General features: G+C 63.6%; 17 protein-coding genes. 10 read left to right on the top strand and 7 right to left on the bottom strand.

Annotation, left to right across the window (positions count from 1 at the left end):
- Window positions 1–68 precede the first annotated feature (68 nt).
- Entirely contained in the window at window positions 69–998 is a 930-nt protein-coding gene (locus tag KHO49_RS19530) for a 1-aminocyclopropane-1-carboxylate deaminase/D-cysteine desulfhydrase (protein WP_213665987.1), read from the top strand.
- Between the two features lie 272 nt (window positions 999–1,270).
- Here the strand turns inward: KHO49_RS19530 and phnX are convergent, their stop codons facing one another.
- Window positions 1,271–2,098, bottom strand: coding sequence for a phosphonoacetaldehyde hydrolase (phnX, locus tag KHO49_RS19520; protein ID WP_110652855.1), 828 nt, complete (start codon window positions 2,096–2,098; stop codon window positions 1,271–1,273).
- A gap of 102 nt (window positions 2,099–2,200) precedes the next feature.
- Entirely contained in the window at window positions 2,201–3,310 is a 1,110-nt protein-coding gene (locus tag KHO49_RS19515) for a 2-aminoethylphosphonate--pyruvate transaminase (RefSeq protein WP_110596147.1), read from the bottom strand.
- Window positions 3,311–3,420: 110 nt separating this feature from the next.
- Between KHO49_RS19515 and KHO49_RS19510 the strand changes: the two genes are divergently transcribed.
- Window positions 3,421–4,278 (top strand): LysR substrate-binding domain-containing protein, encoded by an 858-nt coding sequence (locus KHO49_RS19510; protein ID WP_213665670.1) that lies wholly within the window; start codon window positions 3,421–3,423, stop codon window positions 4,276–4,278.
- A gap of 161 nt (window positions 4,279–4,439) precedes the next feature.
- Here KHO49_RS19510 and KHO49_RS19505 read toward each other — a convergent pair whose 3' ends face one another.
- Window positions 4,440–5,327: a LysR substrate-binding domain-containing protein gene (locus KHO49_RS19505; protein WP_102864667.1), complete on the bottom strand. Its 888-nt coding sequence runs from the start codon at window positions 5,325–5,327 to the stop codon at window positions 4,440–4,442.
- Window positions 5,328–5,515: 188 nt separating this feature from the next.
- Between KHO49_RS19505 and KHO49_RS19500 the strand changes: the two genes are divergently transcribed.
- From KHO49_RS19500 to KHO49_RS19490, 3 genes are all read left to right on the top strand, one after another.
- Window positions 5,516–6,940, top strand: a complete 1,425-nt coding sequence (locus KHO49_RS19500) for an MFS transporter (protein WP_349628971.1) — start codon at window positions 5,516–5,518, stop codon at window positions 6,938–6,940.
- 100 nt (window positions 6,941–7,040) lie between these two features.
- Complete coding sequence (locus tag KHO49_RS19495; RefSeq protein WP_102881822.1) at window positions 7,041–8,432, top strand: FAD-dependent oxidoreductase; 1,392 nt, start codon at window positions 7,041–7,043, stop codon at window positions 8,430–8,432.
- A 119-nt stretch (window positions 8,433–8,551) separates the two neighbouring features.
- Entirely contained in the window at window positions 8,552–9,256 is a 705-nt protein-coding gene (locus KHO49_RS19490) for a YebC/PmpR family DNA-binding transcriptional regulator (RefSeq protein WP_011062247.1), read from the top strand.
- A gap of 68 nt (window positions 9,257–9,324) precedes the next feature.
- On the opposite strand, the gene KHO49_RS19485 is transcribed toward KHO49_RS19490, so the two are convergent.
- From KHO49_RS19485 to zapE, 4 genes are all read right to left on the bottom strand, one after another.
- A complete protein-coding gene (locus KHO49_RS19485; protein ID WP_213665669.1) occupies window positions 9,325–10,638 on the bottom strand; it encodes a leucine-rich repeat-containing protein kinase family protein in 1,314 nt (437 codons plus the stop codon).
- A 99-nt stretch (window positions 10,639–10,737) separates the two neighbouring features.
- A complete protein-coding gene (locus tag KHO49_RS19480) occupies window positions 10,738–11,115 on the bottom strand; it encodes a hypothetical protein (protein ID WP_249735691.1) in 378 nt (125 codons plus the stop codon).
- Window positions 11,099–11,731, bottom strand: a complete 633-nt coding sequence (locus tag KHO49_RS19475; RefSeq protein ID WP_213665668.1) for a hypothetical protein — start codon at window positions 11,729–11,731, stop codon at window positions 11,099–11,101. The genes KHO49_RS19480 and KHO49_RS19475 overlap by 17 nt, the downstream gene beginning before the upstream one ends.
- Entirely contained in the window at window positions 11,724–12,842 is a 1,119-nt protein-coding gene (zapE, locus tag KHO49_RS19470; protein ID WP_213665667.1) for a cell division protein ZapE, read from the bottom strand. The genes KHO49_RS19475 and zapE overlap by 8 nt, the downstream gene beginning before the upstream one ends.
- Before the next feature lie 237 nt (window positions 12,843–13,079).
- Between zapE and KHO49_RS19465 the strand changes: the two genes are divergently transcribed.
- From KHO49_RS19465 to KHO49_RS19445, 5 genes are all read left to right on the top strand, one after another.
- Window positions 13,080–13,580, top strand: a complete 501-nt coding sequence (locus KHO49_RS19465; RefSeq protein WP_213665666.1) for a Csu type fimbrial protein — start codon at window positions 13,080–13,082, stop codon at window positions 13,578–13,580.
- A gap of 104 nt (window positions 13,581–13,684) precedes the next feature.
- Complete coding sequence (locus tag KHO49_RS19460; RefSeq protein WP_213665665.1) at window positions 13,685–14,224, top strand: Csu type fimbrial protein; 540 nt, start codon at window positions 13,685–13,687, stop codon at window positions 14,222–14,224.
- Between the two features lie 20 nt (window positions 14,225–14,244).
- Window positions 14,245–14,781: a Csu type fimbrial protein gene (locus KHO49_RS19455; RefSeq protein WP_102864676.1), complete on the top strand. Its 537-nt coding sequence runs from the start codon at window positions 14,245–14,247 to the stop codon at window positions 14,779–14,781.
- 4 nt (window positions 14,782–14,785) lie between these two features.
- Window positions 14,786–15,286 (top strand): Csu type fimbrial protein, encoded by a 501-nt coding sequence (locus tag KHO49_RS19450; protein ID WP_102864677.1) that lies wholly within the window; start codon window positions 14,786–14,788, stop codon window positions 15,284–15,286.
- A 46-nt stretch (window positions 15,287–15,332) separates the two neighbouring features.
- Window positions 15,333–16,124, top strand: coding sequence for a fimbrial biogenesis chaperone (locus tag KHO49_RS19445; RefSeq protein ID WP_213665664.1), 792 nt, complete (start codon window positions 15,333–15,335; stop codon window positions 16,122–16,124).
- Window positions 16,125–16,127: the final 3 nt, after the last annotated feature.

The raw sequence follows: 16,127 nt of genomic DNA, 5'->3' as shown, positions 1-16,127 counted from the left end.
AGCGACACGCAGCGGGCAAAGAGGCGCACTGGTAGACTGCGCCTCTTTGCATGTTGAACCTGACGCCGATGTCCTTTCCCGATTCCTTCGATTGGCTGCCCCAGGCACCGCTGCAACGGCTGGACCTGGACTGGCTGTCTCAAGCCGGGGTCGAGGTGGCGGTGCTGCGCCTGGACCTGATCGATCCGCTGATCAGCGGCAACAAGTGGTTCAAGCTGACCGAACACCTGGCAACCGCACGCCAGTGTGGTGCCACCGGCATCATCAGCCTGGGCGGTGCCCATTCCAATCATTTGCACGCCCTGGCCGCTGCCGGTCGGCGTTTTGCCTTCCCCACGGTCGGGCTGTTGCGCGGCCATCCACAAGACACCCCGACCGTGCGCGACCTGCAGCGTTTCGGCATGCAGGTGCACTGGCTGGGTTACGCCGGTTACCGGGAGCGCCATTCCCCCGGTTTCTGGGCGCCTTGGCAGGCGCAGTACCCCGAGCTGTATCCGGTGCCCGAAGGGGGCGGTGGCCTGGCGGGGGCTTCAGGCTGCCGGCCGTTGCTACAACAGGTGCAGCAACAGTTGCCGGCCTTGGGCTGGAGCGACTATCACGGTTGGTGGCTGGCCGTCGGTACTGGCACCACCCTGGCCGGGCTGGTGCTGGCGGAGGCTGGCGCGCACCCGGTGTATGGCGCACTGGCGGTGCCTGCGGATCACGGGGTGGCGCAGCAGGTTGCGGATATTTTGCAGGAGGCCGGGCTGAACAGTGGCCGTTATGAGCTGCTGGACAGCAGTCGTGGCGGTTTTGCCAAGGTCGACGCAGAGCTGCGGGAGTTCATCCAACTGAGTGAGCGATACAGCGGCTTGCCATTGGAACCGCTGTACACCGGCAAGGCCCTGCTGGCCTTGCAGGCGCAGGTCCTGGCCGGGCGCTTTGCCGCGGGTAGCCGGTTGATCTTCGTGCATACCGGCGGCTTGCAAGGCCGCCGTGGATTCGCCGATCAGGCCTGATCCGCTTTGCGCCACATGCGTTGCAGGGTGTTATCGCGCATCACGTAGTGGTGATAGAGCCCGGCCAGGGCATACGGGACATCCTCGGTCATCAGGTCTGAAGCCTCCGTTCTTGCATGACGGAGTGCTGTAACTGTAATCCGCTATCCGAGGGTTTGCCTGCGTCGACAGGGGCTTTTATCGCCCTTGCCAGGGCCCTGGCGGGGCAATGCCCGATAAAAAAACGGCGGTGCCAGGAGCGCCGCCGTTTAGTTGTGGAGCTGGGGCCTGAATCAGTGGCTCTGGGGCATCTCTCCTCGGGCCAGGCGCTGGTTGATGTCGGCGATGACCTGAGGCAGATCGGCAATGGTGTCGATCATGTAGTGCGGGCGCGAAGCCTCGAACAGTTTATGGATGCGCTTGCGCTCGCTGGCCAGGGTGTCGCTGGCCAGGGCACGGAAGCCGTCATAGCTCAGGCCCAGGGCGTTGCCCGAGCAGATCAGGGCCACGGTCCACATGCCGGCGCGCCGGCCTTCGAGAATCCCTGGCACGGTGTCGTCGATCTTCACGCAGGCGGCAACATCATCGATGCCCAGGGCAATCACATTGGCCAGGGCCTGGGCCGGCCAGGGGCGACCGTTGGGCACTTCGTCGGTGGCCACTACATGGTCGGCGACGTAGCCGTTGCTGGCGGCCAGGGCCACCACCTTGTCCATCACCTGCTTGGGGTAGCCGGAGCAGGAGCCGATCTTGATGCCTTGCTCGCGCAGCTTGGCAATCACTTCCAGGGCGCCAGGAATCAGTGCCGAATGCTCGGCGATTTTCTCGATCTGCAATGGCATGAAGCGCTCGTAGATGGCTGTGACGTCGGCATCGGTGGGCGTACGGCCGAAGACTTTGCGGTAGCGCTCGGCCACCTCCGGCAGGTCGCACAGGGTGCGGATATGGTCCCACTTACCCATGCCCATGGGGCCGCGGGCTTCTTCGATAGACACCTGCACATCGAATTCGGCAAAGGCTTCGACAAAGATCTGCGTCGGAGCGAAGGAGCCGAAGTCCACCACGGTGCCGGCCCAGTCGAGGATCGCCGCTTGCAGCTGAGAAGGGTTGCTGTAGTTCATGGTTTCAATGCCTGTGTAGGAGCGAGCTTGCTCGCGAAAAAAGGTTCGGGATCGCATCGCCTGTTTCGCGAGCAAGCTCGCTCCTGCAGGCACGGCGGGGAGTCAGATGTTCTGGACTTCCATTTCCTGCAGTACCTCGGCGATGGCGGCGACGGCGGCCTGCATGCCGCGGCGGTCGACGTGACCGATGCAGCCCACGCGGAAGGTTTCGACTTGGGTCAGCTTGCCCGGGTAGAGGATGTAGCCCTTGGCCTTGACCCGTTCATAGAAATCCTTGAACTGGTAACGCGGGTCTTGCGGGGCATGGAAGGTGACGATGATCGGCGCCTGGATCGCTTCCGGCAGAAAGCTGCGCAAGCCCAAGTTCCCCATGCCTTCCAGCAGTGTCCGACAGTTGTCGGCGTAGCGCGCATGGCGTGCCGGCAGGCCGCCTTCCTCGTTGTACTGCAGCAGGGCTTCATGTAACGCAGCAACCACGTGGGTCGGCGGGGTGAAGCGCCACTGGCCGGTCTTGGCCATGTAGCTGTGCTGGTCGTGCAAGTCCATGGCCAGGGAATGGGCGTTGCCCGCCGCCTGGGCCAGGGACTCCTTGCGGGTGAAGACAAAACCCATGCCGGGCACGCCTTCCAGGCATTTGCCGGAGGCGGCGATCAATGCGTCGAAGGGGATTTCCCGGGCATCGATGGGCAGGGCGCCGAAGGAGCTCATGGCGTCGATGATCAGGCGTTTGCCGTGGCGGGCCACCACCTGGGCGATCTCCGGCAGCGGGTTGAGGATGCCGGTGCTGGTTTCGCAGTGGATCAGGGCCACGTGGCTGATGCGGTGGTCGGCCTGGAGCAGGCGCTCGACGTCGGCGGCGGTGGTGGGTTCGTCCTCGGCGGTTTCAAAGGTGCTGAAGTCGCGGCCGAGCACTTCGCAGATTTTCGCCAGGCGCTTGCCGTAGGCACCGTTGATCAGCACCAGGACCTTGCCGTTGCGGGGCACCAGGGTGCCGATGGCGGCTTCCACGGCAAAGGTGCCGCTGCCTTGCAGGGGGACGCAGTGGTGGCTGTCGGCGCCGTTGACGATGGCCAGCAGTTGCTGGCACAGGCTGGCTGTCAGTTGGTTGAAGCGGTCATCCCATGAACCCCAGTCCACCAGCATCGCCTGGCGGGTGCGGGCGGATGTGGTCAGGGGCCCGGGGGTAAGCAGGATTGGCTCGGCGATGCTCATGCTGTGTCCTCGAAAGTGATGGGATGAAGCTACGGGGACTAAATTGCAGTTTGCCTTGTCATCAATCAAATTGTTTGTTGTTATGCCAGCCATCAGTGAGGCCGATAGCTATGAACCTGTTTCAACTCCGCGCATTCGACGCCGTGGCCCGTGAAGGCAGCTTCACCCGGGCCGCCGGGCGGCTGTTTATCAGCCAGCCGGCGGTGACCGGGCATATCAAGGCCCTGGAAGAGCATTACCAGATCACCCTGCTGCGGCGCACTGCGCGCCGGGTGGAACTGACCGAGGAAGGCATCAAGCTGGCGGCCATCACCCGGGCCATGTTCGGCTTGGCGGAAGAGGCCCAGGCCATGCTCGAGGCCAACCGGCAATTGCTGACCGGGCGCCTGGAAGTGGCGGCGGACGGCCCGCACATGGTGATGCCGATGCTGGCCAGCCTGCGGGCGAAGTATCCGGGGGTGACGGTCAACCTGCGCCTGGGCAATGCCCAGGAAACCCTGGCGGCGCTGCTGTCGGAACACGCCGACGTGGCGGTGCTGACCGAAGTCGAGCCGCGCAAGGGCCTGCACCTGCAAAGCCTGGGTGAGTCGCGGATGTGTGCCCTAGTGCCCCAGGGGCATCCCTGGCTGGAGCTGCCCGAAGGCATTGCCATCGAACAACTGGATCAGGTGATCATGGTGCTGCGCGAGCCCAGTTCCATTACCCGGCGCACCTTCGATGAGGCTTGCGTGCTGGCCAGGGTCCAGCCCCGGGTGCTGCTGGAACTGGACAGCCGCGAGGCGGTGACCGAAGCGGTGGCGGCGCAGTTGGGGGTCGGGATCGTCAGTTCGGTGGAGGTGGGGCACGACCCGCGGGTGTACACGGTGCCGATTCGTGGTGCTGGCCTGATCAACCGGCACATGCTCGGTTGCATGGAACGGCGCCGTGACCTGCGTTTGATCCAGGCGTTTTTCGCCCTGGCTCCTTGACCGCCCCGTAGGAGCTGGCTTGCCAGCGAAGAGGCCCCAGGGATCGCCTTCGCCGGCAAGCCAGACTCCTACGGTAGCGGTGCCTGGGAGATTGCCTTCGCCGGCAAGCCGGCTCCTACGGTAGTGGTGCCTGGAGATCGCTTTCGCCGGCAAGCCGGCGCCTACGGAGCGGTGGGGGAGGCCAGGCTTTCGCGTACCAGGTCGAGAAAGGTCGCGACGATCCGCCGTGAACTCTGCTCGCGCAGGCACACCAGGGTTTCGGTCATGCGCCGCTGACAGTCGATGATCGGCAGGGCGCAGACCCGGGAGTCGGCACCGAACTCCGCGGCCGAGACCACCCCCACGCCAATCCCCACCACTACCGCCTCCCGCGCCGCTTCCCGGCCCTCCACCTGGATGGTCGGGCGTATCCGCAGGCCGGCCCGGTTCATTTCCTCTTCCAGGGTCTGCCGGGTCACCGAGCCGACTTCCCGCAGCACCAGGGGCGTGTCATCCAGGTCGGCCAGGCAGATGGACTGGCGATCGGCCCAGGGATGATTGCGCGAGACAAAGGCCACCATCGGGTCGTTGCGCAGGGTCAAGGACAGCAGGCGCTCGTCGTCCACCTCGCGTCCCAGCAGGGCCAGGTCGGCCTGGTAGTTGAACAGGCGCAGCAGGGATTCGTCGGTGTTGCCGGTCTCGATCTTCACATTGATCCCGGGGTACAGCTCGCAGAACCGGGCGATCTGCGGCAGCACATGCACCGGTGCATCCACCGCCAGTACCAGGCTGCCGGTCTGCAAGGCCTGGGAATCCTGCAACAGTTCCTTGGCTTCGGCCTCCACCACGAACAGGCGCTGAGTGATGGCCAACAGGCGTTCTCCCAGATCCGTGAGGCGTACCGAGCGTTTGTTGCGATGGAACAGGATGACGCCGAAGCGCTCTTCGAGCTTGCGCACCTGATCGGAAATCGCCGGCTGGGTGAGGAACAGGCGTTCGGCGGCCTTGGTGAAGTTGCCGTGCACGGCCACCGCATGAAAGGCCTTCAACTGTGCGTGGGAAACCGACATAGGCAGATCCTCTTACAAGCTGGACTTATATTTGAAATACGATAAATCGATTTCACTTATTAGTTGGTAATTGCTTCCATCTTTCAAGGCCGGGTGACCCGTCAGTCGACCCGTACCCGGCCCTGATGCCTGTGCGTGCACCCCCAAGTCCCGAAACAGGGAAAGCAACAGGACTCATCTGACCAGCAGTGCCTGCCTCAAGGGCTCTGCTGCAGTGCTCAACAATAAAAAACACAGGCGTTTGCTCCTCATTCTGCCGGCACACTCACCCTGAGGTCAGAACCACAATGAATAAGCACAACGGCACCATCAAACGTTGGCGCGTGCAGATTTTCGCCATCACCTGGATCGCCTACGCGGCGTTCTACTTCACCCGCAAAGCCTTTTCCGTCGCCAAACTGGGGATCGCCGACGATCCCGACTTCACCCTCGACAAGATGGCCATGGCCAACCTCGACGCCATCTACCTGGCGGCCTACGCCGTGGGCCAGTTCACCTGGGGAATCTTCGCCGACCGTTTCGGCCCGCGGGTGGTAGTGCTGGGCGGCCTGCTGATCTCCGCGGCCGCGGCCCTGGTCATGGGCAGCTTCGCCACCTTGCCGGTGTTCGCCACGTGCATGCTGATCCAGGGCCTGGCGCAGTCCACCGGCTGGTCCGGGCTGTGCAAGAACATGGGCAGTTTCTTTCCTGCCCGGGAGCGTGGCCGGGTCCTGGGGCTATGGAGTTCCTGCTACGCCTTTGGCGGGCTGGTGGCGTCGCCCTTTGCCGGCTGGTGGGCCTATACCCTGATCGGCACCTGGCATGCGGCGTTCATCTCCAGTGCCGTGGTGGTGGGGCTGACGGCGGTGCTGTTTTTTATCTTCCAGCGCAACACCCCGCAGGATGTGGGTTTGCCGGCGGTGGAGCCATTGGCGCCACAGAGTGCCGAGGAGGAGGCCGCCGAGCGCCGCCTGAGTGTCTGGGAGCCGTTGCGGGAGATCCTGCGCAATCGCACGGTGCTGGTTCTCGGCCTGTCGTACTTCCTGCTCAAACCGGCGCGCTACGCGATTCTGCTGTGGGGACCGGTGATTGTTTATGAGCAGATGCCGTCGGTGGGCAAGGTGGGGGCGGCGATCGTGCCCACCACCTTCGAGCTGGCCGGGCTGCTGGGGCCGATCATGATCGGCCTGGCCTCGGACAAGCTGTTCGGTGCCCGGCGCATGCCGGCCTGTGTCCTCAGCCTCTTGGCGCTGACGGTGTCCCTGGCGCTGTTCATGGGGGCGCTGCACACCGGCAGCGTGCTGCTGGTGATGCTGCTGCTGTTTTTCATGGGGCTGACCCTGTACGGGCCGGACTCGATGATCAGCGGCGCGGCGGCCATTGATTTCGGTTCGGCCAAGGCCGGGGCCACGGCGGCAGGCTTCGTCAATGGCTGTGGCTCGGTGGGGGCGGTACTGGGGGGCTTGTTGCCGGGCTATTTCGACACGGTGACGGTGTTCATCGTGTTTGCCGGCTGTGCCCTGGTCTCTGCGCTGTTGCTCATACCGTTCTGGAACAGCCGGCCCCAAGGGGTCGAGCCGGTGCGCGGGCTCGTTCCCAATGGACCTTTGTTGATCAAGCCGTTGCGTTCCTGACTTTTCTGCCTCTTCGCCGGCAAGCCGGCTCCTACGAAGTGTTGTAGGCGCTGGCTTGCCAGCGCACCCACTTGCCGTTTTTTTTCCTGGAGACTTACCGATGCGACCTTTCTGGCTGGAACAGGCCCTGCAACAGGAAACCCTGGACCCCTGTCCGCCTCTGCAAGGCGATACCACCTGCGAGGTGGCCATTGTCGGCGGCGGCTACACCGGTTTGTGGACAGCCATCATGCTCAAGGAGCAGAACCCCGGGCTGGATGTGCTGCTGATCGAGGCGGATATCTGCGGCGCCGGTGCCAGTGGGCGCAATGGCGGCTGTGCGCTGTCCTGGTCGGCCAAGTACTTCACCCTGGAGCGTCTGTTCGGCATCGAGGAGGCGGTGCGCCTGGTCAAGGAGTCGGAGCGCAGCATCCATGCCATCGGCGCATTCTGCGAGCGCTATGGAGTGGAGGCTCACTATCGCCTCGACGGTACCTTGTACACCGCCACCAACCAGGCCCAGGTCGGTTCCACCGACGGGGTGATCGCGGCCCTGGAACGCCGGGGCATCAATTCCTTCGAGAAGCGTCCCTTGGCCGATGTGCAGCGCATGGCCGGTTCCAGCCAGCACCTGGAAGGCTGGTACTCGCCGGCCGCCGCCAGTGTGCAGCCGGGGTTGCTGGTGCGTGGCTTGCGTCGGGTGGCCTTGCAATTGGGGGTCAGAATCCATGAGCACAGCGCCATGACCGGATTGGAAGAAGGGCGCCCGGCGCTGTTGCGCACCCCTTTGGGACAGATCCGTGCCCAGCGCGTGGTGTTGGCGATGAACGCCTGGATGGCCCGGGCCTTCCCGCAGTTCGAACGCAGTGTGGCGATTGTTTCCAGTGACATGCTGATCACCGAGCCGCGTCCGCAGTTGCTGCAGCAGATCGGCTTGACCAGCGGGGTGACGGTGCTGGATTCGCGAATCTTCGTGCACTACTACCACAACACCCCGGACGGCCGGATCATGCTCGGCAAGGGCGGCAACACCTTTGCCTACGGTGGGCGCATGCTGCCGGTATTCGACCAGCCGTCGCCCTATGCCGGTTTGTTGCACAAGAGCCTGGGGCAGTTCTTCCCGGCCTTTGCCGAGGTGCCGGTGGCTGCGACCTGGAACGGTCCGTCGGATCGCTCGGTCACCGGGTTGCCGTTCTTCGGCCAGATGAGCCGCGCTGGCAATCTCTTCTATGGGTTCGGCTATTCCGGCAGCGGCGTGGGCCCCTGTCATATGGGAGGGCAGATTCTCGCATCCCTGGTCCAGGGCCTGGACAATCCCTGGACCCGTTCGCCCCTGGTCAACGGTCCCTTGGGTTACTTCCCCCCGGAGCCGATCCGCTACCTGGGCTCGCTCATGGTGCGCAACGCCATTCGCCGCAAGGAGCGTGCCGAGGATCATGGGCGTCGGCCGCGGCATCTGGATGTGCGTCTGGCGCGTTTCGCTGCGGCCGCCGGCAAGGCCGACAAGGGCTGAAGCCTGGCGGGGTAGGGCCGGTCGCTGACTTTTTGGTCGATCAGGGCCCTGAGGACGTATAAACTTGCCCATCGCGTCGGCCAAATCCAACTCGACGCCATAGATCAAGAGAGTGAGTAATGGGCGCACAGTGGAAGGTTAAACACAAAGAAGCGGCAGCCAACGCCAAGGGCAAGATTTTCGGCAAGCTGGTGAAAGAGATCACCATTGCCGCACGTAACGGCGCTGACACCGCCACCAACGCCCACCTGCGGCTGGTGGTCGAACAGGCCAAGAAGGCCTCGATGCCCCGCGAGACCCTTGAGCGCGCCATCAAGAAAGGTTCGGGCCAACTGGGCGAGACCGTGCAGTACCACCGCGTGACCTACGAAGGTTTTGCCCCGCACCAGGTGCCGCTGATCGTTGAATGCGTGACCGATAACATCAACCGCACCGTGGCGGAAATCCGTGTGGCCTTCCGCAAGGGCCAACTGGGCGCTTCGGGCTCGGTGTCCTGGGACTTCAACCACGTGGGCATGATCGAAGCCTCGCCGGACAGCCCGGACGCCGATCCGGAACTGGCGGCCATCGAGGCCGGTGCCCAGGATTTCGAGCCGGGCGAAGAGGGCGCGACCCTGTTCCTGACCGAGCCTGCGGACCTGGACGCGGTACAGAAAGCCCTGCCCGAGCAAGGTTTCACCGTGTTGTCGGCCAAGCTGGGCTATCAGCCGAAGAACCCGGTGAGCGGCCTGAGCGATGAGCAGATGGCTGAAGTCGAGGCCTTCCTCGAAGGCCTGGACAACCATGACGACGTGCAGGACATGTTCGTCGGCCTGGCGGGCTAAGACCGTGATTCGCCGGCCAGCCGGCTCCTGCATACCTCTGTAGGAGCCGGCTGGCCGGCGAAGCTGTTTTAAAGCTCCGCCAATTCCTCACAGACCTGGGCAAAGTCCGGTCGTGCCAGCACCTCTGGCCGACAGCAGCGCTGCACCAGCGCCGCCAGTTTCTGCCGCTGTTCCAGGCTCAGCGAGCCATCCCCGCGCTCCAGCAATTCTTCCAGCAAGACACCGAAGGCCCGCACTTCCAGGCGTTGCAGCGCCCGGCTCTCTGGGGTGTCGTCCTTGGCATGGAAGGACGCCGCGCCAAAATCCCCCAGCAGGCAGTCGCCTTGTTCATTCCACAGGGTGTTGTGGCCGTAGAGGTCGCCGTGGGTAATGCCCTGGGCATGCAGGTGGGCGCCCACCGAAGCGATGCCGCGGGCGATTTGCAGAATCACGCCGGCACGGTAGTGCGCGTTATCCGGGTAGATATCCCGGGAGCAGGAATCCAGGCTCGGCAGCGCCGCAAGGTTGCGGTAGCTGGGGTCGATCAGTTGCATCACCAGCCCGTTCTGGCCCTGGGGATGCTCGACGATGCGGCCCTCGACCCGGATCAGGTTCGGATGCAACCCGGCACTGATACAGGCGTTCATTTCATGCAGCGGCGAGCCGTCGCTGGTCATCTCGCCCTTGTACAGCTTGACCGCCACCGCGCGCGGCGGCTGCCCGGCGGGTTGCCACTGGGCCTGGTGAATCACTCCCGAGGCGCCTTCGCCCAGGCGCTGCTCCAGGGTCAGTTCGCTCCAGGGAATGCTTGGCGTGGATGCCAGCGCCGTGGCGTCGGCTTCCGACTCCAGCGGATTGCCGGCGTAGGCCAGCCAGGTCAGGCGTGGCAGGGCCAGGAGGAACGGCGGCAGCTCGGTCAGGCGGTTGGCGGCGATCCGCAGCAGCTCCAGGTTGTGGCACTGGCCCAGGCTCTGGGGCAGGGTGGTCAGGCGGTTGCCGGCCAGCATGAGCTTTTGCAACAGCGGGCGCTTACCCAGCTCTTCGGGCAGTTCACTGATGCAGTTGTCGGTGAGGATCAGCCAGCGCAACTGCGGCGGCAGGGCGGCGGCCGGGACCCGTTCGATGCGGTTGGCCTTGAAGCCGATCATGCTCAGCTGCGCACATTGGCCGAGGCAGGCTGGTACTTCACTGAACTGGTTGTCCGAGCAGAACAGGATGCGCAGGCGGGTCAGGCGATGCAGGTCGTCGGGCAGGCTGCTCAGGGCGTTGCCGCTGAGGTTGAGGATCTCCAGGGAGTCGGCGAGATCGAAGATCTCCCGGGGGAACTCGGTCAGTCCACAGGACAGGTCCAGGCGCTTGATTCCGGCCAGCTGGCCGGCCCGCAGTTGAGCAAGGGTATCCATGAACAGCGTCAGTACTCGAAAGAAGGAAAAGGGGCTGCAGAATAAAGGAGATCGGTGGGTTTTGCTGCTGGATAGGCCATTTGCCGCCGGGGCCGAGGGTTACTGTGTTTCCAATAGCCTGAACGTCAGGGCCGCTGCCTCCTGTTTTTCCGAGTAGTCGGCCATCAGGGTGAGATCCGTCCTCTGGCCTGCGGACCATAGCTGGCACGCCACTCGCCTCGATTGTGGATCGTCCTCTGTCGGGTAAACGTCCAGAGGAACTCGGCCGCTGCTGTCGGGCTTGAAGGCCAGGTGATAAGGCGGGACCGTCAGGTTCGTAACCTGCTCCCCCGAGTAATCCAGCTCCTCGATGATTTCCTCATGAATGGCCGGGCTCACTGCAAATGCCGATAACGCGGGTCGCTCGCCGTTTTGAATGGCTTTGAGCAGAGCGGCTATGAGTCGATAGATTTCATCGCGATCAAATGATTGCATCATTCATTTCTCTAGCCAGCCTGCGGAACGCGGCGGGTTGCTTGGTATTTCTGGCGTCGCGCAAGATCAACGCCAGGCTGTAGTGTTCAAAGGTCTTTTTGACTGACTCGGTGGCCATTCTGCCCGAGGGGTTGCTTGAGTCAAAGTCGCTTTCCAGGGTGGCAATCAGATAGGCGCCTCTGGCGCTCCATTGGTTGAAACGCATCACATGCCGGTCATCCAGAATCACTGCGCCTTCTTTCTTGTCGTGCGAGAAGTAAAAGGCCAGGCTGTGGCCCGGCTCGGTCCAACCTTTGAGGTACTTGAGCAAGGTTGTAAGGCGGACGCCGCACACCAGATTGAAGCCACTGTCAATCCGTTGCTGGCCTAAGAAGTAGCACTTGAAAATCACCTCCAGCGTTCGCTGGTGGTAATCCGTCAAGTGGCTCTTTTCGTAGAAGTGAAAGTCCGTGGGCTCGCCGATCAGTTCGTAGCCCTTTGCCGCGAATTCGGCGGGGGAGAACGCCAGCAGGCCAAACCGGCACGGATGTTCGAGCGTCAAGTTGCTCAGGTGCAGGTCAAGCAGCTGGAAAAAAGTCAGCGGCAGCCTGTGCATGCAGGTGTGCGCTGGCTCAGCCATGGGCCGGCCCGGGACCGATTTCCTGCAACTGCCCGAGGCGGCTGCGGGTGCGCGCCAGGTCGATGGCGTGGCCGCCGAGACACTCGTGCAGCGGGCGCTGGCCGATCAGCAGCAGGCGTTTGTCCTGGTCGTAGAGCACGTCGATCAGGTTGATGAAGCGTTGCTGGGCGGCGATCGAGCATTCTCCCAGCTCCGGCAGTTCGTCGATGATCCAGGTGTCGAAGTGGCGACTCAGTTCCAGGTAGTCCATGACGGCCGTGGGCTGTTCGCACACATCGTTGAATTCAAAACGGATGCTGCGCTGCTGGATCTGGCGCACGGTCAATTGCCGGGCGCCTACTGTCAGTTGCGCCGCCGCGGCATGGCGCTCGGGCAGTTCCAGGGCCTGGCGCTGGGCCGGGGTGCCGGGCCACACATAGTGACCCTGGGTGAAGAGCTGCTGATCGTGGGAGCGGGCCTGGCTCCGGTAGTCGTGGGGGCCTCCCACCTCCATCACCTGCATGCGCCCGTTGATCAGTTCGATCACCGGCTTGAAGCGGGCGTGGTACAGCGGGTTGGGCAGCAGGCCCTCGGGGGCGTAGTTGGAGGTCAGTAACAGCGTGATGCCGCGGTTGAACAGGGCCTTGAACAGCCGGGTGATCAGCATCGCATCGCCAATGTCATGGACATGGAACTCATCGAAGCACAGCACTCGGCACTGGTTGAGCAGTTCATCCAGGGTGGCTTCCAGAGCGTCGGCCTGCTGCTGATGGCGGAACATGCCCTGGTGCAACTGGGCGAAGAAGTCGTGGAAGTGCAGGCGCTGTTTTTCGGCGATGGGCAAGGCGCGGAAGAAGCCGTCCAGCAACCAGCTCTTGCCCCGGCCGACGGCGCCGTACAGGTACAGGCTCTGGGCCTTGCCGGGGGATTGCGTCAGGTCGTCGGCCTGCCGGGCCATGCAGTCGATCACCCGCAATTGGCTGTGGCTGAGGGTGTATCCCAGGTCCAGGGCCTTGTGGCGAAAGTAGTCATGGATCACGCCACCGGCACCGTTCGGGCGGCGCAAGGCTCGGGCGAACAGGCGTCGCCAGGGTGATTGAGTCTGTGCAGGTGTTGGCGGTAAAGCGGCCAATGGTGGTTACCCCGATGATTCCAGGCCGCCTACCTTAAAAGCGGCGCGACAATTTAACCAATAGAAAACCCAACAGCCAGTGATCTCGAAAAGGCATGGCGGCGATAGACGGTCATTCACACCGGGCAGGCCGATTAATACGCTAACTGGCAGTTTCGCCCGCGGTTGCTAACCTGATTTCAGCGAATGCTCCTCATAAGGATTGAGGCCTTGAATGGATATAAGGGTTTGGCACTCATGAGCGCGTTGCTCAGCGCGACGGCAGGGGCCGCGGATTTGCAGGTGCAGGTCCGGGTCGATGTGCAGCGTGGCTGCCAGTTGGTGGGTCAGCAGCGGGAGGCGGGTGTCGAGCAACTCGGCACCTTGGACTTTGGCAGTACTGCGCGCCTGAACGATCCGGCGGGGCCTTTGGCTGCGGCATTGGTCAGTGGTCGTCTGCCACGCCTGGAGTGCAATCCCGATACCCCTTATCAGATGCGCATCGACGGCGGCCTGCATGGCGGTGTCGGCGAGGTGCGTTACCTGGCCAGCAACCGTGCGTTGGGCAAACCCATTCCTTATCGCCTCTACCAGGACTCGGCCCGGCGCATTGCGTTGCCGGTGAATGTCCCGGTCAGTGGACGGGTGCCTGACTCCGGCACTGTGGATCTGCCCCTGTACGGGCGCATTGAACCTCTGGCCGAGATTCCCTGGGCCGGGGGCTATTCCGATGTATTGAAGGTGACCCTGACCTGGTGAGGTCGGGGGTATGACAGCTGCCACGGGGGACCCGGGCAGAGCAGGGACAGCCGTTCAGGTTGAACGGCTCACGTGGGAGTCCTGATGGAACCGGGATGGGTGCAATGAAAGGCAGGACCTGGACGATCGTCGCCCTGGGCTCGCTGTGTCTGCTGGTTGATGATGCCCAGGCGGCGATCAGCGGGCAGATCCAGGCGCGCCTGGTGATCACTGCCAGTTGTCAGGTGAGCAGTGGCGGCAGCGCGCCCTCCACGAACCCCATCAGCAACCTGGGCATGCTCGACTTCGGGCAGCAGGGGCCGACCTGGGGCAATCCCATCAAGGCCAGCCTCACCGACAGTGCCGAAGGCCAGTTGCAGGTGGCCTGCAATTCCTCGGTCACCGGTTTCACCGTGACCATCAATGGCGGCCTCAACGGCGACGGTACAACCCGGCGTTTGAGCAACGGACGCCAGACCATTCCCTATCGATTGTTTGTCGATGCATCCGGTAGCGACAGCTACAGCATCGGCCAGCAGCGCAATTTCGCAGTGAGCAGCGGCAGGCGGATTCCCATTCCGGTGTTCGGCTCTGTGGTCGCGAATACCCGCGCGGTTCCGGCAGGGGTCTACACCGACACCCTGACCATCACGCTGGATTGGTAACTCACGAGAGGACGCACATCATGCACGCGCTTGTATCCAGGATTGGCTGGCCCTTGTTGGGACTGGTCATGGTTTCCACGGCCAACGCCGCCACTACGGTCACCGGTCAGATCAGCTCGACCCTGATCCTCACCAGCAGTTGCCAGGTCAACGGGGTGGGCGGCAGCACCGGTCTGAACTTCGGCGCCTTGAACTTCGGCACCACCAACAGCCTGTTTACGACGGCCACTGGCCAGGTGCTGGGGGGCGGTGGCGGGGCTCTGTCGATTCTCTGCTCCAGCGGCACCACACCCAGCCTGACCATCCAGGGCGGCAACAATGACGGTATGTCCTCGGGTGGCACCCGGGCCTTGTACGACGGGGTGGCCAACTATGTGCCCTACGACCTGTACACCGACTCCGGCCACTCGCAGATCGTGGCGATCAATGGGGTGATCAACCTGGCGCCGAGCACCGGGGTCGCGCAGACCGTGAACCTCTATGGTCAGGCCGTGGGCAAGGCCGGGCTGCCGGCCGGCACCTACACCGATACGGTGTCCGTGCAGCTGACCTTCTGATGCCATGGCCAGCCAAGGTCTTGCGCTGTTTGCCCTGATCTGCGCCAGTGCCTGGCCGGCGTGGATCTGGGCGGCCACCAGCCAGAACTTCCAGGTCAGTGCCACCATCACCGCCGGTTGTCTGGTGGTAGGCGGTGTCAGCAACTACGGCAGCCTGTCCTTCGGCAGCCAGTCGGCGCTGTCCACCAGCACCGTGCGAGTGGCGTTGATCGGGGGCGTGCAATTGCAGTGCACACCGGGAGTGGCCCTGAACATGACCGTGGACGGCGGTCAGTACAACAGCAGCGGGCGACATATGCAGCTCAATAGCGGCAGTGCCCGGGTGGCCTATCAGTTGTTTCGCGATGCGGCGTACAGCCAGAGCCTGGGCATAGGCCAGAGCGTGGCCGTGGCTTACAGCGATGCCAATAACATCAGCCTGCCGATTTACGGGCAGGTGCAGTTGCCGGGCAATCAGCCTGGGGGGACTTACAGCGATGTGCTGCAGGTGCAGCTGTCGTGGTGATGGGGCGAGTCGACAACCAGTCGGCAGGCGGACAAGGAGTAGCAGTATGCATTTACCTTTGCGGTGCCTTCGGGCCACCGGTTACCTGATACTGGCCGGCGTGTTGTCCGGCGTGCCCAGGGTCCAGGCCGCCAGCTCGGTGCTGATCTGGCCGATCGATCCGGTTCTGGAGGCGGATCAGCAAGCCAGTGCACTGTGGCTGGAAAACCGCGGTACTGAAACCGCCAACCTGCAGATCCGGGTGTTTGCCTGGAGCCAGAGCGGTTTTGCCGACCAGTATCAGAACCAGCGCGACGTCATCGGCAGCCCGCCGGTGGCGAAGATCGAACCCGGGCAGAAGCAACTGGTGCGCCTGACCCGAACCCGTGAGGTGCCGCCGGGGCAGGAGCTGGCGTACCGGATCATCATCGACGAGATTCCTTCGGCCAAGCCCATCACCCCGGAAGAGGGGGCCAAGAGTGCGGCGGCGATCCGCTTCCAGATGCGTTACTCGGTGCCGTTGTTTGCCTATGGTGCCGGGCTCTGGAGCAAGGAAGACACTTCCCGCCCTCGCGATCCCAAGGGCGCCGGGGTGCCGGACCTGAGCTGGCGCAAAGTGGCGGTGGACGGCAAGACGTTTTTCGAGCTGCGTAACCAGGGGGCAGTGCACGCACGCCTGACCGATGTGGCGTTCAAGCAGGGCGGGCAGACCCGGCCGCTGGCGCCGGGCTTGCTCGGTTACGTGCTGCCCGGGGCGGTCATGCGCTGGCCGGTGACGGACCCCCTGACAATGGATTCGACCCTGCAACTGCGGGTCAATGGCGCGCCGCAGGTGCAGAGTCTGGCGCCTGCGCACTGATCC

Origin of the sequence: Pseudomonas sp. RC4D1 (genome assembly GCF_018390395.1) — a bacterium.
GTDB lineage: Bacteria > Pseudomonadota > Gammaproteobacteria > Pseudomonadales > Pseudomonadaceae > Aquipseudomonas > Aquipseudomonas danubii.
The sequence above is the reverse complement of the archived record's forward strand: the minus strand, read 5'-3'. Positions and strand labels throughout refer to the sequence as shown.